Origin of the sequence: Dyella kyungheensis, assembly GCF_016905005.1 — a bacterium.
In the GTDB taxonomy this organism is placed as follows: Bacteria; Pseudomonadota; Gammaproteobacteria; order Xanthomonadales; family Rhodanobacteraceae; genus Dyella; species Dyella kyungheensis.
Map to the genome: position 1 here is coordinate 798,500 of NZ_JADIKC010000003.1, position 25,774 is coordinate 824,273.

Below are 25,774 nucleotides of genomic sequence, written 5' to 3' on the forward strand. Positions count from 1 at the left end.
GCAGGACGGATGATTCTCCCCGCACCGATGGGGTGCGGGGAGAACTTCATCATGAGCGTCATCAACGACACGCGCGGCACCCTGGAAAAGCACTTGCCCCTGCTGATGGGCCTGCTGGTCGCCTGGCTCGCCGGCAAGGCGCTGAAGAAAATGTTCTGGACCGCGTTCGGCATGTACTGGGCGCTGCGCGCCACCGGTGTCCACTTCTGAGGAGAGGTAGGGCAACGGGCAGGGAACGATCAAGCGGGCGGCACATGCTTTAAGCTGTGCGCCCCTTGCCCCGCCGGATGCCGCCATGTCCCCCAGCATCGAGTTGATCGCCCGCTACTACGACGCGTTCAATCGCGGCGATTGGGAGGCCATGCTCGACTGCCTGACCGATGACGTGGCGCACGACATCAACCAGGGGCATCGCGAGAGCGGTCGCGACACCTTTCGCAGTTTCCTGCAACGGATGAAGCGCTGCTATCGCGAGCAGCTGCACGACATCGTGCCGATGGTGAGCGCGGACGGAAACCGTGCTGCCGCCGAGTATGTCGTGCACGGACAATACCTTGCCGACGACGAAGGACTGCCGCCTGCCCGTGGCCAGCGCTACGTGCTGCCGGGCGGCGCGTTCTTCGAGATCCGCGACGGCCGCATGGCGCGCATCAGCAACTACTACAACCTCCAGGACTGGATCGCGCAGGTGTCCGGCGACTAAGCGATGAGCGTGCGCATCCTCACCAGCGTCGGCGAAGCGGTCAGGCCGCACCTGGACGCCTTGGCGCGCCTGCGCATCGCGGTGTTCCGCGACTATCCGTATCTGTACGACGGCGACATGGCCTACGAGCAGCGCTATCTCGAGGCCTATGCGCGTTCGCGCCGCAGCGTGTTCGTGCTGGCGCTCGATGGCGACGAGGTGGTTGGCTGCTCGACCGGCATGGCGCTGGCCGACGAGGTGCCCGCCATCCAGCAGCCGTTCGTCGAGCGTGGCATGGTGCTGGACGAGGTCTATTACTTTGGCGAGTCGGTGTTGTTGCCTGCGTATCGCGGGCAGGGCCTCGGCCATCGGTTCTTCGATGCTCGCGAGCATTACGCGCGGTCCCTCGGCGGTTATCGCTGGACAGCGTTCTGTGCGGTCGAGCGCGCGGGCAACGATGCGCGCCAGCCCGCCGGTTATCGCCCCAACGACGTGTTCTGGAACAAGCGCGGCTACCACCGCCAGGACAACATGTTCTGCGAGCTGGACTGGACCGAGATCGATGCCCCGGCGCCTTCCTCCCATCGCCTGCGTTTCTGGCTACGCCCCCTGGATGCATGAAACTCTGCCCATGACCCGCACTCTCGACGAATGGCTGTCGTACCAGGAACGCGTGAACGTGCGCAGCATCGAGCTGGGTCTCGAGCGCGTGCGCGCCGTGTGGGAACGCATGGGCGCACCCGCGCCGGCACGTCGCGTGATCACCGTGGGCGGCACCAACGGCAAGGGGTCGACCGTGGCGATGTTGGAAGCCATGCTCGGCGCGGCCGGCCAGCGCGTGGGCTGCTACACCTCGCCGCATCTGCTGCGCTACAACGAACGCATTCGTATCGATGGTCGTGATGCGGACGACGATGCACTGGTCGCCAGCTTCGAACGCATCGAGGCGGCGCGCGGCGAGATCCCGCTGACCTATTTCGAGTTCGGCACGCTGGCCGCGCTGGATCTGTTCGCGCGCGCCGGCTTGGACGTGGCCGTGCTCGAAGTGGGCCTGGGCGGTCGGCTGGACGCGGTGAACATCATCGATGCCGACATCGCCGTGATCACCACCATCGATCTCGACCATATGGATTGGCTGGGCCCGGACCGCGACAGCATCGGCGTGGAAAAGGCCGGCATTGCGCGGGCAGGGCGCCTGGCGGTGATCGGCGAGTCGCAGCCACCGCCTGGTCTTTTGCAGGCACTGGAAGGCATCGGCGCGGTAGTCGAGCGAGCCGGCATGGATTTCTCGACCGAACGCGGTACGACCGGCTGGCAGTGGCGTCATCGCGACGGCACCGTGTTGTCGCTGCCCGATCCAACGCTGGCCGCGCCCGTGCAATACGCCAATGCCGCAGCATCCATCGCGGCATTCCACGGGCTGCAGCAGGTGGACGCCGCGTTGGCGACGAAAGATCTTGCCGCCGCAGCGGCCCTCGGCGTGCGCTCGGCGCGGGTGGCGGCCCGGTTGCAGGTGTTGGGCGGCGATCCCGCGCTGGTGGTCGACGTGGGCCACAACCCCCAGGCCGCGCGTGCGCTGGCCGAATGGCTGGACGCGCGCCCCGGCGTTCGCGTGCATGCCGTGTACGGCGCCCTGTCCGACAAGGACGTGGCGGGCGTGATGCAGGCGTTGGGAGTGCGCATCGCCCACTGGCATCTGGCTGGGCTGGACAAGGACACGCCGCGCGGACTCTCCGCCGACGCACTCGCCGGGCAACTCGCTGCGGTGCTGCCCGAGGCCCCATACGATGCCCACGTCGATGTCGGCAGTGCCCTGAGAGCGGCGCGTGCTTCAGCCGGGCCCGGCGAATGCGTGCTCGCTTTTGGCTCGTTTTTTGTCGCCGCGGCGGTGCTTGCTGAATCGGCTGGCGGGGATTCGGCCTGAGCGGCGGCTGGGCCGGCTATAATCGCCCCGTTCTCGCATCCCCGCCCGCTTGGAGTCCGTCTTGAAAACACGTCTGCTGGGAGCTGCTGTTCTCATCGCGCTGGCTGTGCTGTTCGTGCCGATGTTCATCTCCAGCAACCCGCCGGCCACCAGTGGCGACGAAACGGTGAGCCTGGCGATCCCGCCGGCTCCCGACCGCGATCTGCAGACCAAGACCATGAGCCTGACGCCCGGTGCGGCGCCGGCCACCTCGGCAGCGCCCGCGCCCAAGCCGGCCGTGCCCACGCCGGCGGCGACGGCCGCGCCGGTGGGTTCGAGCGACCAGCTGGCCACGGTGAACATCGGTTCCAACCGTCCCAAGGACGTGGAAATCGACCCGACCGCGGGGCAGAAGCCCGAGCCGACCACGGTGACACGCCCGGGTTCCAGCGCCACCCAGCCGGTGATTCCGGTGCAGGGCAAGGCTGCCGCGGGCACCACGGCCACCACCAACACCAAGCCGGCCACGACGCCGGCGATTCCGAGCCAGGCGCCGCCGGCTTTGCCGCCGGCCACCGCGGCCCATGGTTCGTATTCGCTCAATCTCAGCGCCTATGCGTCGAGCGCCAGCGCCCAGAGCCTGATCCAGCGCGTGCGTGGCCTGGGTTATCCGGCCGCGGGTCGCACCATCAACCAGGGCGGCAAGCAGCTGACCATGGTGACGGCCGGCCCGTTCGAATCCCGCGCCGCCGCCGAGGCGGCACGCCTGAAGATCACCCAGACCATTCCGGGTGCGCCGGCACGCCTGGAAGGCAGTGCTTCCACGCCCGCGCAGGACGATGTACCGGCGGCCAAGCCGGCCACGCCCGCGGCCAATACCGCCGCGGCGCCCGCATCGCGTCCCGGTGGCTGGGCCGTGCAGGTGGCCGCCATGGGCAGCCAGAACGATGCCAACGCGCTGCGCGACAAACTGCGCGCGAACGGCTTCGATGGCTACGTGGATACGGTCAATGCGAACGGCAAGCAGCTGTGGCGCGTGCGTGCGGGTCCGCAGACCCAGCGTGCCGACGCCGTGCGCGTCCGCGACCAGATCAAGAGCAAGCTGGGCGTGGACGGCAACGTCGTCACCGCTCCGTGAACTTCGACTTCAACCTGAACCAGCGACGGTAAGGTGACCCGGTGAATTGGGCCGACTACATCATTCTTGCCGTACTGGGCGTCTCGGTCTTGATTGGCCTGTGGCGCGGCCTCATTTCCGAGGTGTTGGCACTGGCCATCTGGGTGGTGGCGTTCTGGGTGGCCTGGACCTATGGGCCCAGCGTGGCGGCGTATTTCGAACACAGTATCCAGCTGCCCTCGGCGCGGATCCTGGTGGGTTACGGCCTTTGCTTCATCGTCGTGTTGATTCTGGGAGCGCTGCTGCGCTTCGTGGTGAGCAAGCTGGTGGAGAGTACCGGGCTGTCCGGCACCGACCGCCTGCTTGGCATGGTGTTCGGTTTCGTGCGCGGCGTGCTGCTGGTGACGCTGGCGGTGTTCCTGCTCGGGTTTACCGCGTTCACGCGCGATCCCTGGTGGCACGATTCGGTGTTATTGCCGCAGTTCAAGGGAATGGCTGCGTGGCTGGGTGAGCGCGTGCCGGACAACGTCCGGCACTACCTCAATCCGCAGCCCCTGCTGGACCATTTACCCGCCTTGCCAGCGGGCATGCCAGGCGCTTCGCCAGCGACTGGACATGAAACCCATCCCGCGACCGCAACCACGGCCGCTCCGGCAGCGACTTTCTAATACAGGCTTTCAAACCATGTGCGGAATCATCGGCATCGTCGGCACCAGTGAGGTCGCCGCGTCACTCTATGACGGTTTGACCGTGTTGCAGCACCGTGGCCAGGACGCCGCCGGCATCGCCACGGTGGACGGCGCGCGCCTGCGCCTGCACAAGGGCAACGGCCTGGTGCGCGACGTGTTCAACCAGACCTCGATGAGCGGCCTGCGCGGCCGCATTGGCATCGGCCATTGCCGCTATCCCACGGCCGGTTCCGAAGGCTCGGCCGAGGCGCAGCCGTTCTATGTGAACTCGCCTTACGGCATCGCGTTCGCGCACAACGGCAACCTGGTCAACACCGAACAGCTGCGTCGCGAGATGTTCGAAGACGACCGCCGCCACATCAACACCGATTCCGATTCCGAAGTGCTGCTCAACGTGCTCGCGCACGAGCTGCAGATCCAGGATCGCATGGCGCTCACGCCCGACCACATCTTCAAGGCCGTGGCCGGCGTGCATCAGCGCGCGGCCGGCGGTTATGCGTGCATCGCGCTGGTGCTGGGCTACGGCTTGCTGGCCTTCCGCGACCCCAACGGCATCCGTCCGCTGGTGCTGGGCGAGCGCGTGACGGCCGAGGGCCGCGAATACGCCGTGGCGTCCGAGTCGGTGGCGCTGGATATCCTGGGCTTCAAGCGTCTGCGCGACCTGGATCCGGGTGAAGCCGTGATCATCACCGACGATGGCCAGCTGCATGCGCGTCATTGCTCCGAGGGCGCCACGCATGCGCCGTGCATCTTCGAATACGTCTATCTCGCCCGTCCGGACTCGATGATCGAGAACGTGTCGGTGTACAAGGCTCGCCTGCGCATGGGCCAGAAGCTCGCCGAGAAGATCCTGCGTGAGCGTCCGGACCACGGCATCGAAGCAGTGATCCCGATCCCCGACACCGCGCGCACCGCAGCTTCCGCGCTGGCCGAGGCGCTGGGCGTGCCGTTCCGCGAGGGCTTCGTCAAGAATCGCTACATCGGCCGCACCTTCATCATGCCGGGGCAGGGCGAGCGGGTGAAATCCGTGCGCCGCAAGCTCAATCCGGTCGAGCTGGAATTCCGCAAGAAGAACGTGCTGCTGGTGGACGACTCCATCGTGCGCGGCACCACCTCGCGCCAGATCATCCAGATGGCCCGCGAGGCCGGCGCGCGCAACGTGTACTTCGCTTCCGCCGCGCCGCCGGTGCGCTACCCGAACGTGTACGGCATCGACATGCCGGCCGCATCCGAGCTGGTGGCGTCCGGTCATTCGGAGAAGGAAGTGGAGAAGGTGCTCGGTGCCGACTGGCTGATCTACCAGGACCTGAAGGACCTGGTGTGGGCGGTGCAGGACGGCAACGAAGCGCTGAAGCACTTCGACACCTCGTGCTTCTCCGGCGAGTACGTGACCGGCCTGGACAAGCAGTACCTGCAGCAGATCGAGATGCTGCGTTCGGATGATGCCAAGGCGGCGCGCCGCAGCGCCTAACTTGTAGGAGCGCACCCTGTGCGCGACGCGGGGCATGGATGCTCCGCTCCGTCAGGTTGTCGCGCACAGGGTGCGCTCCTACAGTGTTTCCTCTATGACCGACGACCTCCACGCTGCGGCCAAACGCTGCCTCGACGCCACCGATCCCGCGGAGAAGCTGCGTCTCACGCATGCGACCTGGGCAGCGTTTCTCGCTGGCGAACTGCTTCCGCACGACCCGTCGCCCACACCCGAACCCATCGCCGCGCCAGGCCGCCCCGCGCTGCCGCGCCTGGTGCCGCAACGCCAGGTCCCACACCGTGGCCTGGGCTCCGCCGAAGGCCGGGCCGCACTCGTGCACGCCGTGGCGCACATCGAGTTCAACGCGATCAACCTCGCCTGGGATGCGGTCTACCGTTTTCGCGGGAAGCCGCTCGATTACTACCGCGACTGGGCCAGCTGCGCGCACGACGAGGCTCGCCACTTCGCCATGCTGTCGGAACGGCTTGCCGAGCTGGGGCACGTCTATGGCGATTTCGACGCGCACAATGGGCTGTGGGAAATGGCCGAGAAGACGGCGCACCACGACACCGCGCGGATGGCGCTGGTGCCGCGCGTGCTGGAGGCACGCGGCCTGGACGTGACGCCGGGGATGATCGAACGCCTGTTGTCGGTCGGCGACGAGCGCACCGTGGCCATTCTCGAAGTGATCCTGCGCGAGGAAGTGGCGCACGTGGCAGCGGGCACGCGCTGGTTCCATCACTGCTGCGAGCGCGATGGCCTCGATCCCCGCGAAACCTTCCTCGATCTGCTGCGCGAATACATGGGGCGCCAGCTGCGCGGCCCGTTCAACCGGCCGGCGCGACTGCAGGCGGGTTTCGACAGCGAGGAACTGGATCGCGTGGCCGAGCTTGCCTTGCTGTCCTGATCGCTGCGCGCACGCTGTCTGCGCGCAACCTGGCCATCGGGCAATAAAAAAGCCGGCACTGGGCCGGCTTTTTCATCGAATTTTTGGTCGGGGAGACAGGATTCGAACCTGCGACTTCTACGTCCCGAACGTAGCGCTCTACCAGGCTGAGCTACACCCCGTGGGAGCCGCGTATCTTAATGACACCTCCAAAGCTTGGCAACACTTGCGTGAAAAATTTTCGTCACACGCGTGCCAGGCGCTGTCGCAGCGCGTGTGAGGAGGGTCGGGGGCGGCCTTCTGCTAACCTATAGGGCTATGTCGGACCGGCCGCCAAGCCGTGCTGGCCGACGCTTTTCACCCCGCTAAGCAGAGGACTTCATGGCGCTTACCCAGGCCCGCACCATGCCCGGCGTGCTCGAGCTGTTGCCGCTCGACCAGATCGCGTTCCAGCGCATGCTCGACGTGATCCGCCGCAACTATGAGCGCTTCGGCTTTCTGCCGGTGGAAACGCCGGTGATGGAATTCTCCGACGTGCTGCTCACCAAGACGGGCGGTGAAACCGAGCGCCAGGTGTATTTCGTGCAGTCCACCGGCGCACTGGCGAATGCCGAGAAGAACGACGGCGTGCCCGAACTGGCGCTGCGCTTCGACCTCACCGTACCGCTGGCCCGCTACGTGGCCGAACACGAGCACGATCTCTCGTTTCCGTTCCGTCGCTACCAGATGCAGCGCGTGTATCGCGGTGAGCGCGCCCAGCGCGGCCGCTTCCGCGAGTTCTACCAGTGCGACATCGACGTGATCGGCAAAGACAGCCTGTCGGTGCGCTACGACGCCGAGCTGCCCGCAGTGATCTACAGCGTGTTCCGCGAACTGAACATCGGCGCGTTCACCATCCAGCTCAACAACCGCAAGCTGATGCGCGGCTTCTTCGAAAGCCTGGGCGTCACCGACGGCGAGCAGCAGACGCTGGTGCTGCGCGAAGTGGACAAGCTGGACAAGCGCGGCGCCGACTATGTGCGCGACACGCTGACCGGCGAATCGTTTGGCCTGAGTGCGGACACGGCGCAGAAGATCCTCGACTTCGTGCAAGTGCGTTCCAGCTCGCTGCAGGATGCGCTGGACAAGCTCGACGCGCTCGGCCCCGGCCCGGAAACAATGGAGCAGGGCCGCGCGGAGCTGAAGGAAGTGCTGCAGCTGATCCACGCGTTCGGCGTGCCCGAAACGCATTACGCGCTAAACCTGTCGATCGCGCGCGGGTTGGATTACTACACCGGCACCGTCTACGAGACCACGCTCAACGACCATCTGCAGATCGGCTCGATCTGCTCCGGTGGCCGCTACGAGAATCTTGCCGGCCAGTACACCAAGTCGCACCTGCCGGGCGTGGGCATTTCCATCGGTCTGACCCGCCTTTACTGGCAACTCCGCGATGCCGGCCTGATCGGTACCGCACGCAGCACGGTCGATGTGCTGGTGACGCAGATGGATGCGGCGCAGTTGCCGGCGTATCTCGCCGTGGCCAGCGAATTGCGTGGCGCGGGCATCGCTACGGAAGTGGTGCTCGATGGAGGCAAGCTCGGCAAGCAGTTCAAGTACGCCGATCGCGCGGGCATCCGCTTCGTGATCGTGCTGGGCGAGGACGAGCTGGCCAAGGGTGTGGTGACGGTGAAGGATCTGCGCCGCGAGGATCAGTTCGAAGTGTCGCGCGCCGACCTCATCAAGACCTTGCGCGTGGAACTGGCGCAGGCCGAAATCAGCGCCTGAGCGCGGTTCGCTTACATCACCTGCCGCCGCAGCCGTGAGGCGCGGCGGCTGACATCGACAGACGGCCCGTCCGGGCTGGAGCCAAGCATGACCGCAAAGACCATACTCCTGGACGGCAACAGTCTCACGCGCGATCAACTGGTGGCTGTGGCTCGCCAGGGTCTGCATGTGGAGCTCGACGACACGCAGCTGAAGCGCGTGCAGCGCGCGGCCGATTTCCTCGCCGACAAGGTGAGTTGCGGCGAACCTACCTATGGCGTCACCACCGGCTTCGGCAGCAATGCCGACAAGCTGCTGGGCGCGCACCGTCTGCGCGATGAACTGCCGGGCGGCAATCCCGACAAGCCCGAAGGCACGCTGCTGGAAGAACTTCAGCACAACCTGATCACCACGCACGCCGTGTGCGTGGGCAAGCCGTTTGCGCCGGAAGTGGTGCGCGCGATGCTGGTGATCCGCATCAACACGTTGATGCGCGGCCACTCGGGCATTCGTGTGGAAACCTTGAAGGCGCTGACCGCGATGCTCAACGCCGGCATCGTGCCGGTGGTGCCGGAGAAGGGCTCGGTGGGCGCCAGTGGCGACCTTGCGCCGCTCTCGCATCTGGCCATCGTGCTGCTGGGTGGCGGCGAAGCGTTCTACCAGGGCGAGCGTTTGCCGGGTGCGGAAGCGCTCAAGCGGGCCGGTCTCACGCCGATCCGCCTGTCCTTCAAGGAAGGTCTTGCGCTCAACAATGGCACGGCGCAGATGCTCGCCACGGCTGCGCTGGCGCTGGACGAACTCGAACATCTGCTGGAGCTGGCCGATCTCGCCGCAGCGATGACGCTCGACGCCTTCGCCGGACGTAGCGGCGCGTTGCGCCCCGAAGTGCACGCGCTGCGTCCGCATCCGGGGCAGGTCGAGGCGGCCGCGCACGTGCGCGAACTGCTGGCGGGCAGCACGCTGGTCGATATTCCGTATCACCTGGTGCCGCGCTTCAAGTCGTGGTCGGCCGAAGCGTGGACCGATCCGTCCGATCAGGCCCTGACCTTCGACATCGGCTGGGATTGGGTGCCGGCCAACCAGCGTCACGGTCGCGAAGCGTTCTACGCACGCTTCCTGCCGTTCAAGGGCGGCAAGAAGCACCAGCCGCAGGATGCCTATTGCCTGCGCTGCATGCCGCAGGTGCATGGCGCCGTGCGCGATGCCTGGGCCCAGGCCTGCCGCGTGATCGACGTGGAACTCAATGCGGTCACCGACAATCCGCTGATCTTCCCGGATGCGGAAGATGCGCAGTTCATCGAGGAGCAGGTGATCTCGGCGGGCCACTTCCACGGCATGCCGCTGGCGCTGGCCATGAGCTACGTCAAGGCAGCGATTCCCGTGCTGGCTTCGATCTCCGAGCGCCGCCTCAACAAGCTGGTGGACCCGGCCACCAACGACGGCCTGCCGGCGTTCCTCACCGGCAACGAGGACGGCACCGACTCCGGTTTCATGATCGTGCAGTACACCGCCGCCGCGCTGGTGAACGATCTGGCCACGCGCGCGCATCCGGCCAGCGTCTACTCCGTGCCCACCAGCGCGAACGCCGAAGACCACGTGTCGATGGGCGCCAACGAGGCGCGTCACGTGCTGGAGATGATGGAAGACCTCAGCTACGTGCTGGCGCTGGAGCTGTACACCGCGGCGCAGGCGCTGGATTTCCGCCAGGCCATGCTCAACGCCGCCTGCCGCCTGGCCGCCAAGGGCGACTGGCAGGCCTTGGCCGGCAAGGTGTCCAACGCGCCGCGCGAAGGACACGCGCAGCACGCGCAGTTCGTCGAGGAAGTGCAGCAGCTGACCGCGGCGCTGGCCAACGTGGGCGATTTCCATGCGGGCGCGGCGGTGCGCAAGGCGCACGATGCGTTGCGCAAGCGGATCGGTTTCATGGCGCGCGATCGCGCCATGGATGGCGATGTGCGCACGGTGTGCGAGCTGGTGCGGCAGCGGGTCTTTGCTCCGTAAAACCAGAGGCTCTCGCGAGCCGAGTTGCGCACAGGGTGCGCTCCCACAGGGGTCTCGAGATTCCCTTGTGGGAGCGCACCCTGTGCGCGACTCAATCTAGCGACTCGCTCGCCACAGCTGCCGCGCGATCCACCCAAGCCACAGCAGAATCAACACGATCAACGCCTTCTGCGTCAGTCCAGGCGGCAGGCCCTTCCACAACACCAGCACCCACATCTGCACGAAGGCCAGTGACGCCAGCACGACTCCGGCATTGCGGCCAACCCGCATCCGCGCATCGCGCAGCCATCGCGACGAGAGCAGCAGCATGCCCATCACGAGGCACAGGAAGGTCGTCTGCGCGGCCAGGCCGTGGATCAGGCGGGCGAGTTCTTCCTGCGGCGTGCGCTCGTACAACACGGTGACGGCCACCACCGGCAGCGCGAGCGCGGCGACGAGAAACAAGGCGCTCGCCAGTCCGCTGCGACCGGCGGGTTGCATGCCTCGGAAACCTGCCCATGCAAGACACGCCAGCGCGCTGGCCATCAGGTAGTACGCAGCGCGCAACCAGCCTCCGCCGGGACCGCGCAGATACGCGCTGAGCGGCATGGCGATCGGGTCCAGGTCCGGGCGTGTCCACTGCAGCACGCCGGCCGTGAGCGCGAACACCAGGGCGACGAAAGCGATCCAGCATGCAGCGAATGCAAGTGGCCTGCTTCGATGGGGCGCGCTCATCCGATGCCCTTAGTCGGCAGCGGGTGCCGGGGCGGCGTGGTGATGATCGCTCAGCGGCACTTCGGGCAGCAGCAGGATCAGCACGAATGCGCAGGCCACGATGCAGGCGCCGACGGTGAACGTCGAGGCGATGGCGTGGCGATAGACCATCACCGCCGCATTCGTCACCTGGTGCAGCAGCGGATGGTTGGCCATGCCGCCACCCTCGGGCGTCATGGCGGCGGTAGGCATCGTGGCGGCGACATGGCCGCGCAGCTGCCACGCGAGGATGGCGCCGGAACCCGCCACGCCGACCAGTCCGCCCAGCGAACGGAAGAACGTCAACGTAGCCGTGCCGACGCCGCGATGAATCGGCGCAAGCGCACTCTGCACGGCAATCGTCACGTTTGGCATCACCAGACCGAGGCCAAGGCCGAGCACGAAGATCGAGGGTTCGATGATATAGAGGCTTTGCGCAGTCGCCGCACTCCACGCCAGCACGCCGAAGGACATCGTGGCCACGGCCAGCCCCGCCACCACGGTGGGCTTGTAGCGTCCGGCGCGCATCAGCACGCGTCCGTTGAACAGCGCGGACAGCGCGATGCCCATCATCATCGGGCCGGTGAGTACGCCGGAGCGGGCAGGGCTCACGCCCATCACCAGCTGGAAGAACAGCGGGAAGAACAGGCTTGCGCCCATCAGGCCCATGAAGGTCAGCGCCATCACGATGCTGGCGATCACGAACAGGCGATTGTGGAACAGGTCCAATGGCAGCACGGGTTCGGGTTCGTGCTTGACGTGCCGCACGAACATCACGCCGGTGACCAATGCGAATGCGCTGAGTGCGATGATCGGCATCGACAGCCACGGCCATTCGCCGCCGCCGAGCGTCAGCACCAGCAGCAACGCAATCGTGCAGGTGGTCATCAGCAGCGAGCCGAGATAGTCGATGCGCCGCGCGTGCAGCGGCGTGTATTGCCGGAGCGTGCGGCTGATGATCACGAAGGCCACCGCGCCCACCGGCAGGTTGACGAAGAAGATCCAATGCCACGACAGCACGTCGGTGATGACGCCGCCGATCACCGGACCCACCACGCTGCACAGCGCGAAGATGCCGGCCACCACGCCTTGCCGCTTCCCGCGCTGGGTCGGCGGCACCATGTCGCCGATGATGATCTGCGCCAGCGGCAGCAGGCCGCCCGCACCGATGCCCTGGATCGCGCGGAACACGATCAGCTCGACCAGGTTGCGCGCCGCGCCGCACAGCACGGAGCCGAGCAGGAACATGAAGATGGCGAAGTACAGCACCGGCTTGCGGCCGTACTGATCGCTCAGCTTGCCGTACAGCGGCATGGTGGCCGTGGACGCCAGCACGTACGAGGTCACCACCCACGACAAATGGCTGATGCCGCCCAGGTCGCTGACGATGCGGGGAAGCGCGGTGGCGACGATGCTCTGGTCGATGGCGCCGAGCGCAAGCACGATCACCAGCCCGGCAAAGACCCGGCGGATTTCCAGCTCAGTGGGTGGATGGGTCGCCTGCGTGGTGGCAGTGACGGTGGCGCTGGGAGTGCTCATGCGTCGATGTCGTTGAGTTCGAGGTCGTTCAAGGCAGGGACCGCGGCCCACAGGGCGGCGCGCGAAGAAGGCGGGAGTTGCATCAGCGCTTTCACCAACTGGTCGGTGCGCCGCTTGCGTTTGGAGTCGATGAGCGCGAGCCCGTGCGTCGTGGCCATCAGGCCGACACGACGCCGGTCGCCCGCGGCGGGCTCCGTGCGCTTCACCAGGCCGGCGGCCACCATGCTGTTGATGTGACCGGTCACGGTGGGGCTGCGCAGGTTCTCCAGCCGGGCCAGTTCGCCCACGCCGATGCCCGGGTTCTCCACGATCTGCACCAGCAGCGGCAGGTGCAGCGGCGACATGTCCTGGTCGACCGCGTGCCGGCGCAGCTGGCGATACAGCCGCCGCAACGCCGACCGTAGCTGTTCGGCCAGTGCTCGCGCGTCGCTGTCGGCGGATGGGCTCATGCGGGGCTTGGGTCGTTAAATAGGTAGGCTACCTATCTAATTTAACCCGGATGGCCCGGCTTGGCGAGTGCCGACGGTCAGGTGGGCTGGCGCAGCGGATCGAGTCGGTCGCCGTGCAGGCGGCCCAGCCGGACCGCTTGCGCGGCATCGATCAGCCGTTCGTCGATCTCGTGCAGCGGGAGCGTCTCGCGTTCGAGGGCGATGTCGTCCAGCAGCGCGGACAGGGCCAGCGTGTAGATGCCCTGGAGCGGGGCATCGCCGCGCAGCGATTCCAGCCGCACCGCCTCGGCCAGCGCGATGGCCGCCACGGCGAGAGGATGGGGTTTGCGCCCTTCGCGACCATCGAACAGCGCGGGCCGAATCGCCCACGCATGGTTCACCAGCTCGGCGGCGAGTGTGCCTGGCGCCCCTTCCAGGAAGCCCTGGTCGATCAGCCGCTGCAGCTTGCGCGTGACCAGCGAAAGCGCGGGCAGGCGGTCTGCGTTGTCGAACGTGGCTTCGGATTCGTCCATCGGGATTCCTGGGCTTTCGCTGGCGGCACGCGGCCATGGTCGCAAGAAATTGCTGCGCGACGAATCCCCCATTGGGCAGGGGGTGGGCGATGAATCGTGGGCTAGCAGCCCGGTTGCCGCCGGCGCCTCCGCCACGTATGATGCGATCCACTGTATTAACGCATTAGTACATTATGAAGCGCCGATCGATCGATCCCGAGACGCCCGCCGAGTCCGCCGAGCTGAGCCTGTGCGAGGCGTTGCTGTCCTTGAAGAACGCCGAGGAGATGTCGGCGTTCCTGCACGACCTGTGCACGCCCGCGGAACTGGAAGTGATGGTGGACCGCTGGCGCGTGGTGCCGTACTTGCTCGACGGGGTGTCCTACCGCGAGATCCACGAACGCACCGCCGTGAGCATCACCACCATCGGGCGTGTGGCGCGCTATCTCAACCAGGGCAGCGGCGGCTATCTCGCTGCGGCAGCCCGCGCGGCGCGTCGTCGGGCGGCAAGCAAGAAGGCAAAGGCATCATGAAACCGCGCGACCGACTGCGTATCGCGATGCAAAAATCCGGCCGGCTTACCGAGCCCGCGCTGGAGTTGCTCAACCGTTGTGGCCTCACGTTCCGGCAGAGCCGCGACAAGCTGTTCTGTTTCGGCGAAGGCGAGCCGGTCGACCTGCTGCTGGTGCGCGACGACGACATCCCCGGCCTGATCGCGCAGGGCGTATGCGACCTGGGCATCGTGGGTCGCAACGTACTCAACGAATATCGCCTTACCGGCGGCCTGGCTGGCCCCGCGCTGGCCGAGTGGCGGCCGCTGGGTTTTGGGCGTTGCCGGCTGTCGGTGGCGGTGCCGCAGGAACTCGATTATCGCGACGCCTCGCAGCTGCAGGGCCAGCGCATCGCCACCTCGTATCCGGGCCTGCTCGGCGAATGGCTGCGCGAACGCGGCGTCGATGCCAGCGTGGTCACGCTGGCCGGTTCGGTCGAGATCGCGCCGCGACTGGGCACGGCCGATGCCATCTGCGATCTGGTGCAGAGCGGCGGCACGCTGGTCGCCAACCAGTTGCGCGAAGCGGATGTGTTGCTGGAAAGCGAAGCGGTGCTGGCCGGTCCGCAGGCGCTGCCTTCGGACGAGCGCGGCGACATGATCGAGCTGCTGCTCAAGCGCCTGGACGGCGTCATCCAGGTGCGCGAGTCGCGACTGCTGTTGCTGCAGACCTCGCGCGGCGCGCTGGACGCGGTCATCCGACTGCTGCCGGGCGGTCCGCAACCCACGCTGCTGCCGGTGGCCGGGCAGCCCGACCAGTTGATGCTGCAGGCGTTGTGTGCCGGCGAAGTCAGCTGGCGGCAGCTGGAAGAGATCAAGAAGGCCGGGGCGCGCGAGATGTTCGTGTTGCCGGTCGAGAAGATGCTTGCGTGATGCAGGCTGCATGAACGAGCTCACCGTATGAACCGCCTAGACTGGAATGCATTGGATAAGCAGGGGCAGCGCGCCGCGCTGTCGCGTCCCGCGCAGTCGCGCGCCGAGAGCCTGCGCAGCGGCGTCGAGCAGATCGTGGCCCGCGTGCGTGCCGATGGCGACGTGGCCCTGCGCGAACTCACCGCCACGCTGGACCGCTGCGTGCTGCACGCGATCGAAGTCACCGAGAAGGAGTGGCGAGAGGCCGAGCAGCGTCTGGCGCCGGAACTGAAGGCCGCCATCGAGGAGGCCGCCTCGCGCATCGACGCGTTCCATCGCGCCGCGGCGCCGCAGCCGGTGTCGCTGGATACCGCCCCGGGCGTGCGGGTGCAGCGCATGCTGCGCCCTGTCCATCGCGTGGGCCTGTATGTGCCCGCCGGTAGCGCACCGTTGCCGTCCACCGCCCTGATGCTCGGCGTGCCCGCGCGCATTGCCGGTTGCGCGGAAGTGGTGCTGTGTTCGCCGGCCCGCGCCGATGGCCGTTGCGACGATGCCGTGCTGTATGCCGCGCGCGTCACCGGCGTGCATCGTGTATTCAAGCTTGGTGGCGCGCAGGCGATTGCCGCCATGGCCTATGGCACCGATTCGGTACCCAAGTGCGACAAGTTGTTCGGTCCCGGCAACGCGTGGGTGACCGAGGCGAAGCTGCAGGTGTCGTCCGATCCGGAAGGTGCCGCGATCGACATGCCGGCGGGTCCGTCCGAGGTGCTGGTGATCGCCGATGCCAACGCGAACGCCGCCTTCGTGGCAGCCGATCTGCTGTCGCAGGCGGAGCACGGCCCGGATTCGCAGGTGATCCTGCTCAGCCCCTCGTCGTCCATGCTCGACGCCGTCGAGGCCGAAGTGAACGCACAGTGCGCCGCGTTGCCGCGCGCTGGAATCGCGGAACAGGCGTTGTCGCAGAGCCGCCTCATCGCCGTCTCGTCGCTGGCGCAGGCAGTGGAGGTCAGCAACCGCTATGCGCCGGAACACCTGATCCTGCAGGTCGACGAGCCGCGTGCGCTGCTCGATGCGATCCAGAGTGCCGGTTCCGTGTTCCTGGGCGCATGGACGCCCGAATCCGTGGGCGACTACTGCAGCGGCAGCAACCATGTCTTGCCGACGTACGGTTATGCGCGCAGCTACAGCGGCGTCTCTGTGGCTAGTTTCCAGAAGCAGATCACCGTGCAGGAGCTGTCGCCGGAAGGACTGCGCGCGATTGGTCCTTGCACGGCGACACTCGCGGCGGCCGAGCAGTTGGAAGCGCACCGCCGGGCCGTGACGCTGCGTCTGGCGGCTTTGGAGGATGCAGCATGAGCGTGCTCGATCTTGCACGCCCCGAGATTCGCGCGCTGCAGCCGTACTCGTCGGCGCGGATGGAGGCCAGCGGTGGCCAGGTACTGCTCAACGCCAACGAATCGGCCTGGGCGCCGCCGGGCGATCACGAGTTGGGCTGCCATCGCTATCCCGATCCGCAGCCGGCGCCACTCATCGATGCCCTGGCGCGCCTGTATGGCGTGCGTACGTCGCAGGTGTTGGTGGGGCGCGGCAGCGACGAGGCGATCGACCTGCTGGTGCGCGCGTTCTGCCGCGCCGGCCAGGATGCCATTGCGATCCAGCCGCCCACGTTCGGCATGTATGCCGTGAGTGCGCATATCCAGGGCGCGGGCGTCATCACGGTACCGCTGGCAGCGGATTTCAGCCTGGATGTGGACGCCGTACTCGCGGCCCTCACGCCCGCGGTGAAGCTGGTGTTCGTGTGCACGCCGAACAATCCCACCGGGCAGCTGGTGCGGTTGCAAGACGTGGCGCGTCTCGCGCAGGCGCTGGTGGGCCGGGCGTTGCTGGTTGTCGACGAGGCCTATATCGAGTTTTCCGATGCGCCCAGCGCGGCGCCGCTGATCGACCAGTTCGACCATCTCGCCGTGCTTCGCACGTTGTCCAAGGCTTGGGCCCTGGCCGGTGCGCGCATCGGAACCCTGCTGGCGAACGAACAAGTCGTCGCCTTGCTACGCCGCGTGATGGCGCCGTATCCATTGCCGCGTCCTTGCGTGGCCTTGGCGCTGGAAGCATTGACGGAAGGCGGGCAAGACGCAGCTCGCGCGCATATCGCCCTGGTGCGAGAGCAACGTGCGCGGATGGCTCGTGCCCTCGCGGAGGTACCTGGTGTGCGCCAAGTGCTGCCATCGCAGGCCAACTTCCTTGCCGTGCGTTTCGACGATGCGAGCGCCGTCTATCAGCGCTTGTTGGCTGCCGGCATCGTGGTCCGCGATATCCAGCGCTATCCGCAGCTCGGCGACGCGCTGCGCATCACCGTAGGCCTGCCCGAGGAGAACGACCGCGTGCTCGACGTATTGCAGAACCGGCTCCAGGACGCGCGAGCGCTGGCCGCGGGACAACGCCCATGAGCCGCAAGATCCTCTTCATCGACCGCGACGGCTGCTTGATCGAGGAGCCGGAAGACTTCCAGATCGACAGCTACGAGAAGTTCGCGCTGCTGCCGGGCGTCATCGCGGCGTTGCAGCGTTGTGTGGCCGCAGGCTACGAACTGGTGATGGTGACCAACCAGGATGGCCTGGGCACCGACAGTTTTCCGGAGACGGATTTCGCCGGCCCGCACGACCTGCTGCTGCGCATTCTCTCTTCGCAGGGCATCCCGGTCAGCGAGGTGCTGATCGACCGCAGCTTCCTGCATGAGCGCAAGGACACCCGCAAGCCGGGCATCGGCTTGATGCGCCACTACCTGGCGGACGACGGCTGGAGTCGCGCGGCATCGGCCATGGTGGGCGACCGCGAGACGGACCTGCAGTTCGCCGCCAACATGGGCGTGCGCGGCTTCCAGGTGGGCCCGCAGGGGCTGGGCTGGGCCGAAATTGCCCATCAGTTGCTCGATGCGCCGCGCATGGCCACGGTGGAACGCAACACGCGCGAAACACGCATCACGGTGAGCGTGAACCTCGATAAGACGGCCGAGCCGCAGGTGCACACCGGCCTGGGTTTCTTCGATCACATGCTGGAGCAGATCGGCAAGCACGGCGGTTTTGCACTGGCTTTGCGTTGCGACGGCGATACGCAGATCGACGAGCACCACACCATCGAGGATTGCGCGCTGGCGTTGGGTCAGGCCTTGCGCCAGGCGCTGGGCGACAAGCGCGGCATCGGCCGTTACGGCTTCGTGCTGCCGATGGACGAAGCGCAGGCGAGCGCGGCGCTGGATCTTTCCGGTCGCCCGTACTTCGTCTTCGAAGGCCAGTTTCCCCGCGAACGGGTGGGCGATGTGCCCACCGAACTGGTTCCGCATTTCTTCCGCTCGCTGTGCGAAACGCTGGGCGCCAACCTGCACCTGAGCGTGCAGGGCGAGAACGCGCACCACATGGTGGAAGCGTGCTTCAAGGTGGTGGCGCGCACGCTGCGCCAGGCGATCCGGCGCGAGGGCAGCGAGCTGCCGAGCACCAAGGGAGCGCTCTGATGAGCGTGGTGCTGGTGGACGCCGGTGGCACCAATATCGGTTCGGTGCGCTACGCCTTGCAGCGCCTCGGCGTCGATGCGTCGCTCACTTCGGACGCCGAGGCGATCCGTACGGCGGACAAGGTGATCCTGCCCGGCGTGGGCGCGGCCGGTCCGGGCATGGCGCGCCTGCACGAACTTGGCCTGGTTGACCTGATGCGTTCGCTGACCCAGCCGGTGCTTGGCGTATGCCTGGGCATGCAGCTGTTGTGCGAGCGCTCGGAAGAGGGCGATACGGCGTGTCTCGGCGTGATTCCCGCCACGGTGCATCGCTTTGCCGAGCAGCCGGGTCTGCGCGTGCCGCATATGGGCTGGAACCGGCTGCAACGCCAGCGCGAGCACCGTTTGCTGGAGGGTCTGGCGGACGGCGACTGGGCCTACTTCGTGCACAGCTACGCGGTGCCGGCGGGCGATCACGCGCTGGCCACCACGGAGTTTGGCGGCCCGTTCGCCGCCGTCATCGCGCGCGGCAACTTTCATGGCATGCAGTTTCACCCCGAACGCTCGGCCAAGGTCGGCGCTCGCCTGCTGAAGAATTTCCTCGAACTATGAGCTTCACCGTCATTCCCGCCATCGACTTGCGCGCTGGCCGCGTCGTCCGCCTCAAGCAGGGCGACTACGCGCAACAGACCACCTACGATTTCGATCCCCGTTCGCTCGCCCGCGACTACGCACAGGCTGGCGCCCAGTGGCTGCACCTGGTCGATCTCGACGGCGCCCGCGGCGGCAGCCTGGAGAATCTCGTGGTGATCGAGGCAATCGCCCGCGATGGCATGCACATCCAGGCTGGCGGTGGCGTGCGTTCCGAGGCGGATGTGCAGCGCCTGCTCGATGCCGGCGTGTCGCGCGTGGTGCTGGGCAGCCTGGCGATACGCGAGCCGGCGATGGTGGAAGGCTGGCTGGCCTCGCGCGGCGCGCAGCGCTTCACCCTGGCCCTGGACACCTTGTATCGCGATGGAACGTGGACGCTGCCGAGCGCCGGCTGGACGGAGATGGAGTCCAATACGTTGGACGAGCTGGCGCCCTGGTATGCCGAGCGGGGCGCCAGGCATCTGCTGTGCACCGACATCGATCGCGACGGCATGTTGGCGGGCTTCAATCTCGACCTCTACCGCTATCTCGCCACGCTGGTGCCGTCGATGGCCGTGCAGGCGTCGGGCGGCGTGCGTTCGCTCGAAGACATCCGCGCGGCACGCGAGGCGGGTGCGCAAGGCGTGATCCTCGGTCGCGCCTTGCTCGAAGGCCGTTTCACGCTGAAGGAAGCGCTCGCATGCTGAGCCGTCGACTGATTCCCTGTCTGGACGTGCGCGACGGCAAGGTGGTGAAGGGCGTGCGTTTCCGCGATCACGTGGTGATGGGCGAGATCGTCGATCTCGCGCTTCGCTATCGCGACGAAGGCGCGGACGAACTGGTGTTCTACGACATCACGGCCAGTCCGGAAGGGCGCAGCGTGGACCGTGGATGGGTGGAGCGCGTGGCGAGCGTGATCGACATTCCTTTTTGCGTCGCGGGCGGCATCCGCAGCGTGGACGACGCACGCGCCGTGCTGCACGCCGGTGCGGACAAGATCTCGGTGAACTCGCCCGCGCTCGAACGTCCCCCGCTGATCGACGAACTGGCCGCGGCCTTCGGCGTGCAGTGCGTGGTGGTGGGCGTGGACAGCTTGCGCGATGCCGATGGCGAATGGCGCGTGCGCCAATACACCGGCGATCCTTCGCGCACGCAGGCGCTGCCCCGGCGCACGCTGGACTGGATCGTGGAAGCGCAACAGCGCGGTGCCGGCGAGATCGTGCTCAATTGCATGGGCAGCGACGGCGTGCGGCAGGGCTACGATCTGGAACAACTGGGGGCAGCGCGCAGCCTTTGCCAAGTGCCGCTGATTGCTTCCGGCGGTGCCGGTACAGCGGAGCATTTCCGCGATGCGTTCGTGCAGGCCGATGTCGATGGCGCGCTCGCGGCCAGCGTCTTCCACTCCGGCGCCATCGCCATTCCCGCGCTCAAGCAATCGTTGCGTGCGTGGGGTGTGGCGGTGCGAATCTGACTACTCATAACCGATCGGTAGCCACCATGAATTCCACGCTCGATCCCGCACGACTCGACTGGCCCAAGGGCGATGGCCTGCTGCCGGTGATCGTGCAGCACTGGCTCACCGGCGAGGTATTGATGCTGGGCTACATGAATGCCGAGGCGCTGGCCGCCACCCAAAGCAGCGGCCACGTGACCTTCTTCAGCCGCAGCAAGCAGCGCTTGTGGATGAAGGGCGAGACGTCCGGACATGTGCTGGTGCTGAAGTCCGCGCGCATGGATTGCGACGCGGACACCTTGCTGGTGCAGGCCGAACCGCACGGGCCGACCTGCCACACCGGCACGCGCAGCTGCTTCGGCGATGCGGTGCAACCGCCGCTCGGTTTCCTTGCGGAACTGGACGCGCTGATTGCACAGCGACACGAACAGCGCCCGGCCGGCAGCTATACCACCCAGCTGTTCGAAGGCGGCATCCGGCGCATGGCGCAGAAGGTGGGCGAAGAAGGTGTCGAGACGGCGCTGGCGGCCGTGGCGCAAGACGACGAAGCGTTGCTGGGCGAAGCCGCCGATCTGGTCTACCACCTCACGGTGGCATTGCGCGCTCGCGGTCTGGGGCTCGCCGACGTTGCGGCGGTTCTTGCGAAACGCCATGGCGCGAGCCGCTCGTCATAACCCTTCGGGAATGAGCCGCGCCACAACGGCACGGACGGCTAGCGCGCCCTTAACGGCGCCTGTGATTTCTTGTTTCCAGCGCAGGCCGACTGCACGCCTTGGGATGTGAAGGCGATTTTCACCCGGGGTTTCTTTCCAAGGGACGCAACGCGTAGTGACCTGTCATCGGCAGATCGCAAGGGTTCCGTGTCCCGTTCGAGGATCGCGTTATGGCTGATGTGGCAGTGATCGGTGGTGGCGCAGCGGGTGCGGCGGCGTTCGGCGAACTGCTGGCGCGGTTCGACGGCGGCACGGTGCATTGGATCGTGGGCCAGCATGCGCCGGGGCGCGGCGTGGCCTATGCCACCAGCGACAACCAGCACTTGTTGAACGTGCGTGCGGCGGCGATGGGCGTGTTCCAGGAACATGCCGAGGATTTCCTGCAGCACGCGTCGCGCCAACTGGGCCAGGTGAAGGGCACGGATTTCCTGCCGCGCCGCCTGTTCGGCGATTTCATCCAGGCCCAGGTGGGCGCGCGCATCGATGCGGCGCGCCGCGCCGGGCGCAGCTTCCGCATTCATCCGGAAAGCGCGCGCGAAATCGTTTCGCGCGGCGAGGGCGGCCATGCGATTCGCGTGGGCGCGGACCGCTGGCTGGAAGTCGGGCACGTGGTATTGGCGGTGGGCGCGTTGGCGCAACGGCCGCTGCGCACGGTATCCACCACCGCGCTGGCGAGCGGCGCGTACGAACTCGATCCGTGGCGGCTGGATCGGCACCCGCAGGCGCCGCGCCGTGTGATGGTGATCGGTACCGGCCTGACCGCCGTGGACACGCTGCTGTCGGCGGCGGTGAAATGGCCGCATGCGGAACTGGTGGCGGTGTCGCGCCACGGACTGCTGCCGTTCCATCATTCGGCCTTGCCGTTGGCGCCGTATGCGCGGCAGGACGCGCTCAATCGGGCGTTGCTGGCCAGCAATGGCCCGGCGGCGATGTTCCGCCTGGTCCGCCGTGCCCTGGATGACGCCGGCGACACCGATTGGCGCAGCGTCATCGACGGCATGCGACCGATCAATGCGACGCTCTGGCAACAACTCAGCCATGCGCGTCGCCGGCAGTTCCTGCGGCATGCGCGATGGGTGTGGGAGGCGGCGCGTCATCGGATGGCGCCGGCCACCGGCGAGGCGATCTACCAGCTGCACGAGGAAGGGCGCCTGCAAATACTTGCGGCGCGCGTGCTCGATGTCGACGGCTCGGCACCGCTGCAGGTGACGCTGCGCGAGCGCGCCACCCAGCTGGTCAGCGCACTGGAAGCCGATCTGGTGATCCAGGCGACGGGACTGGATACGGCCGTGGCCTACGGCGCACACGACCTGCTATCCCAGTTGCTGCGCGATGGCCTGGCCACCGCCGACCCGCTGCAACTGGGCGTGCTGGCGCGGGCCGATGGACAGCTCACGCAGGCCGATGGCCGGCCGCAGCAGGGGCTCTATGCGATCGGTTCGCTGTTGCGCGGCAACCTGTGGGAGTGCACCGCGATGCCGGAAATCCGCGCCGCGGCCCATCGTCTGGCCATTCATTTGTCAGAGCAATCCGTGGCCCGCGAAAGCGCAAGCGAGTTGCCCTAGAGCGCAAAGTGGCATGCCCTGCGCTGATATTGCGCAAGGCCGCGCCATGAAGATATGCCATATTGCGATTTCGCCTGTCCGCGGGTCACCGCTAGTCTGCCGTCTCAACGTTCCGCAGGAGGCCTCATGAAGAAGTTCATCCTCGTACTGCTCGCCGCCGCCGGCGTCGTGCTGACGGCCGCCGTCGCCGCCAAGGATGTCTCGCTGCTCAACGTCTCCTACGACCCCACGCGCGAGCTGTACCGGCAGATCAACACGGCGTTCGCGGCGCAATGGAAGGCCCAGCACAGCGACACCGTCACCATCCAGATGTCGCATGGCGGTTCGGGCAAGCAGGCGCGTTCGGTGGTGGACGGACTGTCCGCCGACGTGGTGACCCTGGCACTGGCCTACGATATCGACGCGATCGCCGATCATGGCCTGCTGGCCAAGGACTGGCAGACGAAGTTGCCGAACAACGCCACGCCGTACACCTCGACCATCGTGTTCCTGGTGCGCAAGGGCAATCCCAAGGGCATCAAGGACTGGGCCGATCTGGTGCGTCCGGGCGTGCAGGTGGTGACACCCAATCCCAAGTCCTCGGGCGGCGCGCGCTGGAATTTTCTGGCGGCCTGGGGCTATGCGCTGAAGCAGCCCGGCGGCAGTGACGCCACCGCCAAGGCGTACGTGAGCGAGCTGTTCAAGCACGTGCCCGTGCTCGATACCGGCGCGCGCGGCGCCACCAACACCTTCGTGCAGCGCGGCATCGGCGACGTGCTGATCGCCTGGGAGAACGAAGCCTTGTTGGCGCAGCGCCAACTGGGCAACAACGCGTTCGAGATCGTGGTGCCGTCCGTCACCATCGTGGCCGAGCCGCCGGTGGCGGTGGTGGACAGCAATGTCGACAAGCACGGCACCCGTGCCGTGGCGCAGGCGTATGTGGAATTCCTCTACTCGCCGCAGGGGCAGGACATCGCCGCGAAGAATTTCTACCGTCCGCGCGCATCGGATGTAGCGGCGCGTTATGCCAGCCAGTTCCCGGTCGTGCATACGTTCACGCTCGCTGAATTGTTCGGCGACTGGCGCAAGGCCCAGGCGAAATTCTTCAACGACGGCGCCGTGTTCGACCAGCTAGGCGTAGGCAGCTGACGCGATGAGCAAGCGCGTACTACCGGGATTCGGCATCAGCCTTGGTGTCGCGCTGGCGTATCTCGGCCTGATCGTGTTGCTGCCTCTGGCAGCGCTCGCCTGGAAGGCCACCGGGATCGGTTTCGAAGGCTTGATCCGGCTGCTGTCGGCGCCGCGCACCCTGGCCGCGTTGCGCCTGAGTGTGGGCGGTGCGGTAGTGGCGGCGCTGATCAACGTGGTGATCGGCCTGTTGGTGGGTTGGGTGTTGGTGCGCTACCGCTTTCCGGGGCGTCGCCTGTTCGATGCGCTGGTGGATCTTCCGTTCGCCTTGCCCACCGCGGTGGCCGGCATTGCGCTTACCACGTTGTACGCACCCAACGGCTGGCTCGGGCAGTGGCTGGAACCCCTGGGCATCAAGGTCGCCTATACGCCGCTGGGCGTGTTCGTGGCGATGGTGTTCGTGGGTTTCCCCTTCGTGGTGCGCACCCTGCAGCCGGTGCTTTCCTCGCTGGAACTGGATGTGGAAGAGGCCGCCGAAAGCCTGGGCGCACAGCGCTGGCAGACGTTCTTCCGGGTGATCCTGCCGATGCTGGCGCCGACCCTCCTGACCGGTTTCGCGCTGGCGCTGGCGCGTGCGGTGGGCGAGTACGGCTCGGTGATCTTCATTGCCGGCAACATTCCCATGCACTCGGAAATTGCGCCTCTGCTGATCGTGCAGAAGCTGGAACAATTCGACTACGCCGGTGCGGCAGCGTTGGGCGTGGCGATGTTGTCGATATCGTTCGTGTTGCTGGTGCTGGTGGCGTTCCTGCAACGCTGGAGCCATCGCTGGCAGGAGCGTGCGACATGACCGTGCCGCTGCGTTCCCGCCCTGTGGCCTGGCCGCGCCGCGTGCTGCATGCCGTGCTGATCGCACTGGCGCTGGTTTTCCTGTTGCTGTTCCTGGTCATGCCGCTGGCCACGGTATTCGTCGAAGCGTTTCGCCAGGGCGTGGCGCCTTATCTCGATTCCATCAGGCAGCCCGAAGCGCTGTCCGCGATCAAGCTCACGCTGCTGGTCGCGGTGCTGGCGGTGCCGTTGAATGTGCTGTTCGGCATCGCCGCCGCGTGGGCGATGACGCGGTTCCAGTTTCGCGGCAAGGCGCTGCTCGGCGCCCTCATCGACCTGCCGTTCTCGGTCTCGCCGGTGGTTTCTGGCCTGGTCTATGTGTTGCTGTTCGGCGCACAGGGCTGGTTTGGTCCCTGGCTGGACAGCCATGGCATCAAGATCATCTTCGCGGTGCCCGCGCTGGTGCTGGCCACCATCTTCGTCACGCTGCCGTTCGTCGCCCGCGAACTGATTCCGCTGATGCAGGCGCAGGGCAGCGAGGAAGAAGAAGCCGCGCGCGTGCTTGGTGCCAGTGCCTGGCAGATGTTTTTCCGCGTCACCCTGCCCAATATCCGCTGGGCGCTGCTGTATGGCGTGCTGTTGTGCAATGCGCGCGCGATGGGCGAGTTTGGCGCGGTCTCGGTGGTGTCCGGCCATATCCGTGGATTGACCACCACCATGCCGCTGGAAGTGGAAATGCGTTACAACGAATACGAATACGTGGGCGCCTTCGCGGTCGCGTCGCTGCTGGCGCTGTTGGCGCTGGTGACGCTGGCGGTGAAATCCCTGCTGGAATGGCGCTACGGCGACGAGATCGCCGCGCATGCGCCCGGTGGCCATTGAGG

27 protein-coding genes and 1 tRNA gene are annotated in these 25,774 nt (G+C 66.8%); 23 read left to right on the top strand and 5 right to left on the bottom strand.

Annotated elements, in window-relative coordinates:
* Positions 1–51: 51 nt before the first annotated feature.
* The 8 genes from ISP20_RS08310 to ISP20_RS08345 all read left to right on the top strand — a co-directional run bounded on the left by ISP20_RS08310 (position 52) and on the right by ISP20_RS08345 (position 6,769).
* The gene (locus tag ISP20_RS08310) at positions 52–210 is read left to right on the top strand and encodes a hypothetical protein (RefSeq protein ID WP_204635575.1); all 159 of its coding nucleotides are present in this window, start codon (positions 52–54) and stop codon (positions 208–210) included.
* An 85-nt stretch (positions 211–295) separates the two neighbouring features.
* A complete protein-coding gene (locus ISP20_RS08315) occupies positions 296–703 on the top strand; it encodes a ketosteroid isomerase-related protein (RefSeq protein ID WP_204635576.1) in 408 nt (135 codons plus the stop codon).
* 3 nt (positions 704–706) lie between these two features.
* On the top strand, positions 707–1,303 hold the full coding sequence (locus ISP20_RS08320) for a GNAT family N-acetyltransferase (protein WP_204635577.1): 597 nt from the start codon (positions 707–709) through the stop codon (positions 1,301–1,303).
* A 10-nt stretch (positions 1,304–1,313) separates the two neighbouring features.
* On the top strand, positions 1,314–2,606 hold the full coding sequence (gene folC / locus ISP20_RS08325; RefSeq protein WP_204635578.1) for a bifunctional tetrahydrofolate synthase/dihydrofolate synthase: 1,293 nt from the start codon (positions 1,314–1,316) through the stop codon (positions 2,604–2,606).
* Between the two features lie 61 nt (positions 2,607–2,667).
* On the top strand, positions 2,668–3,723 hold the full coding sequence (locus ISP20_RS08330; RefSeq protein WP_204635579.1) for an SPOR domain-containing protein: 1,056 nt from the start codon (positions 2,668–2,670) through the stop codon (positions 3,721–3,723).
* A gap of 41 nt (positions 3,724–3,764) precedes the next feature.
* A complete protein-coding gene (locus ISP20_RS08335) occupies positions 3,765–4,370 on the top strand; it encodes a CvpA family protein (RefSeq protein WP_204635580.1) in 606 nt (201 codons plus the stop codon).
* 16 nt (positions 4,371–4,386) lie between these two features.
* Positions 4,387–5,862, top strand: coding sequence for an amidophosphoribosyltransferase (purF, locus tag ISP20_RS08340; RefSeq protein WP_204635581.1), 1,476 nt, complete (start codon positions 4,387–4,389; stop codon positions 5,860–5,862).
* Between the two features lie 94 nt (positions 5,863–5,956).
* A complete protein-coding gene (locus tag ISP20_RS08345; RefSeq protein ID WP_204635582.1) occupies positions 5,957–6,769 on the top strand; it encodes a ferritin-like domain-containing protein in 813 nt (270 codons plus the stop codon).
* A gap of 84 nt (positions 6,770–6,853) precedes the next feature.
* Here ISP20_RS08345 and ISP20_RS08350 read toward each other — a convergent pair.
* Positions 6,854–6,930: transfer RNA gene (locus ISP20_RS08350), tRNA-Pro, on the bottom strand.
* A 199-nt stretch (positions 6,931–7,129) separates the two neighbouring features.
* On the opposite strand from ISP20_RS08350, the gene hisS reads away from it, so the two are divergent.
* Positions 7,130–8,515 (top strand): histidine--tRNA ligase, encoded by a 1,386-nt coding sequence (gene hisS / locus ISP20_RS08355; protein ID WP_204635583.1) that lies wholly within the window; start codon positions 7,130–7,132, stop codon positions 8,513–8,515.
* Positions 8,516–8,602: 87 nt separating this feature from the next.
* Complete coding sequence (locus tag ISP20_RS08360; RefSeq protein WP_204635584.1) at positions 8,603–10,495, top strand: HAL/PAL/TAL family ammonia-lyase; 1,893 nt, start codon at positions 8,603–8,605, stop codon at positions 10,493–10,495.
* A 96-nt stretch (positions 10,496–10,591) separates the two neighbouring features.
* Here the strand turns inward: ISP20_RS08360 and ISP20_RS08365 are convergent, their stop codons facing one another.
* The 4 genes from ISP20_RS08365 to ISP20_RS08380 all read right to left on the bottom strand — a co-directional run bounded on the left by ISP20_RS08365 (position 10,592) and on the right by ISP20_RS08380 (position 13,727).
* The gene (locus tag ISP20_RS08365) at positions 10,592–11,209 is read right to left on the bottom strand and encodes a DUF998 domain-containing protein (protein WP_204635585.1); all 618 of its coding nucleotides are present in this window, start codon (positions 11,207–11,209) and stop codon (positions 10,592–10,594) included.
* 9 nt (positions 11,210–11,218) lie between these two features.
* Positions 11,219–12,766: an MDR family MFS transporter gene (locus ISP20_RS08370; RefSeq protein ID WP_204635586.1), complete on the bottom strand. Its 1,548-nt coding sequence runs from the start codon at positions 12,764–12,766 to the stop codon at positions 11,219–11,221.
* Positions 12,763–13,215, bottom strand: coding sequence for a MarR family winged helix-turn-helix transcriptional regulator (locus tag ISP20_RS08375; protein WP_204635587.1), 453 nt, complete (start codon positions 13,213–13,215; stop codon positions 12,763–12,765). The genes ISP20_RS08370 and ISP20_RS08375 overlap by 4 nt, the downstream gene beginning before the upstream one ends.
* A 77-nt stretch (positions 13,216–13,292) precedes the next feature.
* On the bottom strand, positions 13,293–13,727 hold the full coding sequence (locus ISP20_RS08380) for a hypothetical protein (protein WP_204635588.1): 435 nt from the start codon (positions 13,725–13,727) through the stop codon (positions 13,293–13,295).
* Between the two features lie 173 nt (positions 13,728–13,900).
* Here ISP20_RS08380 and ISP20_RS08385 point away from each other — a divergent pair, with 173 nt between their 5' ends.
* The 13 genes from ISP20_RS08385 (at position 13,901) to cysW (ending at position 25,772) form a co-directional block, all read left to right on the top strand.
* A complete protein-coding gene (locus ISP20_RS08385; RefSeq protein ID WP_204635589.1) occupies positions 13,901–14,239 on the top strand; it encodes a YerC/YecD family TrpR-related protein in 339 nt (112 codons plus the stop codon).
* Positions 14,236–15,129 (top strand): ATP phosphoribosyltransferase, encoded by an 894-nt coding sequence (gene hisG / locus ISP20_RS08390; protein WP_204635590.1) that lies wholly within the window; start codon positions 14,236–14,238, stop codon positions 15,127–15,129. Before ISP20_RS08385 ends, hisG begins: the two co-directional genes overlap by 4 nt.
* A gap of 27 nt (positions 15,130–15,156) precedes the next feature.
* Entirely contained in the window at positions 15,157–16,464 is a 1,308-nt protein-coding gene (hisD, locus tag ISP20_RS08395) for a histidinol dehydrogenase (RefSeq protein WP_204635591.1), read from the top strand.
* Positions 16,461–17,555 (top strand): histidinol-phosphate transaminase, encoded by a 1,095-nt coding sequence (gene hisC, locus ISP20_RS08400; RefSeq protein WP_204635592.1) that lies wholly within the window; start codon positions 16,461–16,463, stop codon positions 17,553–17,555. The genes hisD and hisC overlap by 4 nt, the downstream gene beginning before the upstream one ends.
* Positions 17,552–18,616, top strand: a complete 1,065-nt coding sequence (gene hisB / locus ISP20_RS08405; RefSeq protein WP_204635593.1) for a bifunctional histidinol-phosphatase/imidazoleglycerol-phosphate dehydratase HisB — start codon at positions 17,552–17,554, stop codon at positions 18,614–18,616. The genes hisC and hisB overlap by 4 nt, the downstream gene beginning before the upstream one ends.
* On the top strand, positions 18,616–19,206 hold the full coding sequence (gene hisH / locus ISP20_RS08410) for an imidazole glycerol phosphate synthase subunit HisH (RefSeq protein ID WP_204635594.1): 591 nt from the start codon (positions 18,616–18,618) through the stop codon (positions 19,204–19,206). The genes hisB and hisH overlap by 1 nt, the downstream gene beginning before the upstream one ends.
* Positions 19,203–19,931, top strand: coding sequence for a 1-(5-phosphoribosyl)-5-[(5-phosphoribosylamino)methylideneamino]imidazole-4-carboxamide isomerase (gene hisA, locus ISP20_RS08415; RefSeq protein ID WP_204635595.1), 729 nt, complete (start codon positions 19,203–19,205; stop codon positions 19,929–19,931). The genes hisH and hisA overlap by 4 nt, the downstream gene beginning before the upstream one ends.
* A complete protein-coding gene (gene hisF, locus ISP20_RS08420) occupies positions 19,925–20,695 on the top strand; it encodes an imidazole glycerol phosphate synthase subunit HisF (protein WP_204635596.1) in 771 nt (256 codons plus the stop codon). Before hisA ends, hisF begins: the two co-directional genes overlap by 7 nt.
* 26 nt (positions 20,696–20,721) lie before the next feature.
* Complete coding sequence (gene hisIE / locus ISP20_RS08425; protein ID WP_204635597.1) at positions 20,722–21,351, top strand: bifunctional phosphoribosyl-AMP cyclohydrolase/phosphoribosyl-ATP diphosphatase HisIE; 630 nt, start codon at positions 20,722–20,724, stop codon at positions 21,349–21,351.
* Between the two features lie 209 nt (positions 21,352–21,560).
* The gene (locus tag ISP20_RS08430) at positions 21,561–22,955 is read left to right on the top strand and encodes an FAD/NAD(P)-binding protein (protein ID WP_204635598.1); all 1,395 of its coding nucleotides are present in this window, start codon (positions 21,561–21,563) and stop codon (positions 22,953–22,955) included.
* 126 nt (positions 22,956–23,081) lie between these two features.
* On the top strand, positions 23,082–24,083 hold the full coding sequence (locus ISP20_RS08435) for a sulfate ABC transporter substrate-binding protein (RefSeq protein ID WP_204635599.1): 1,002 nt from the start codon (positions 23,082–23,084) through the stop codon (positions 24,081–24,083).
* A gap of 4 nt (positions 24,084–24,087) precedes the next feature.
* Positions 24,088–24,912, top strand: a complete 825-nt coding sequence (gene cysT, locus ISP20_RS08440; RefSeq protein WP_204635600.1) for a sulfate ABC transporter permease subunit CysT — start codon at positions 24,088–24,090, stop codon at positions 24,910–24,912.
* Positions 24,909–25,772, top strand: a complete 864-nt coding sequence (cysW, locus tag ISP20_RS08445) for a sulfate ABC transporter permease subunit CysW (RefSeq protein ID WP_204635601.1) — start codon at positions 24,909–24,911, stop codon at positions 25,770–25,772. Before cysT ends, cysW begins: the two co-directional genes overlap by 4 nt.
* Positions 25,773–25,774 lie beyond the last annotated feature (2 nt).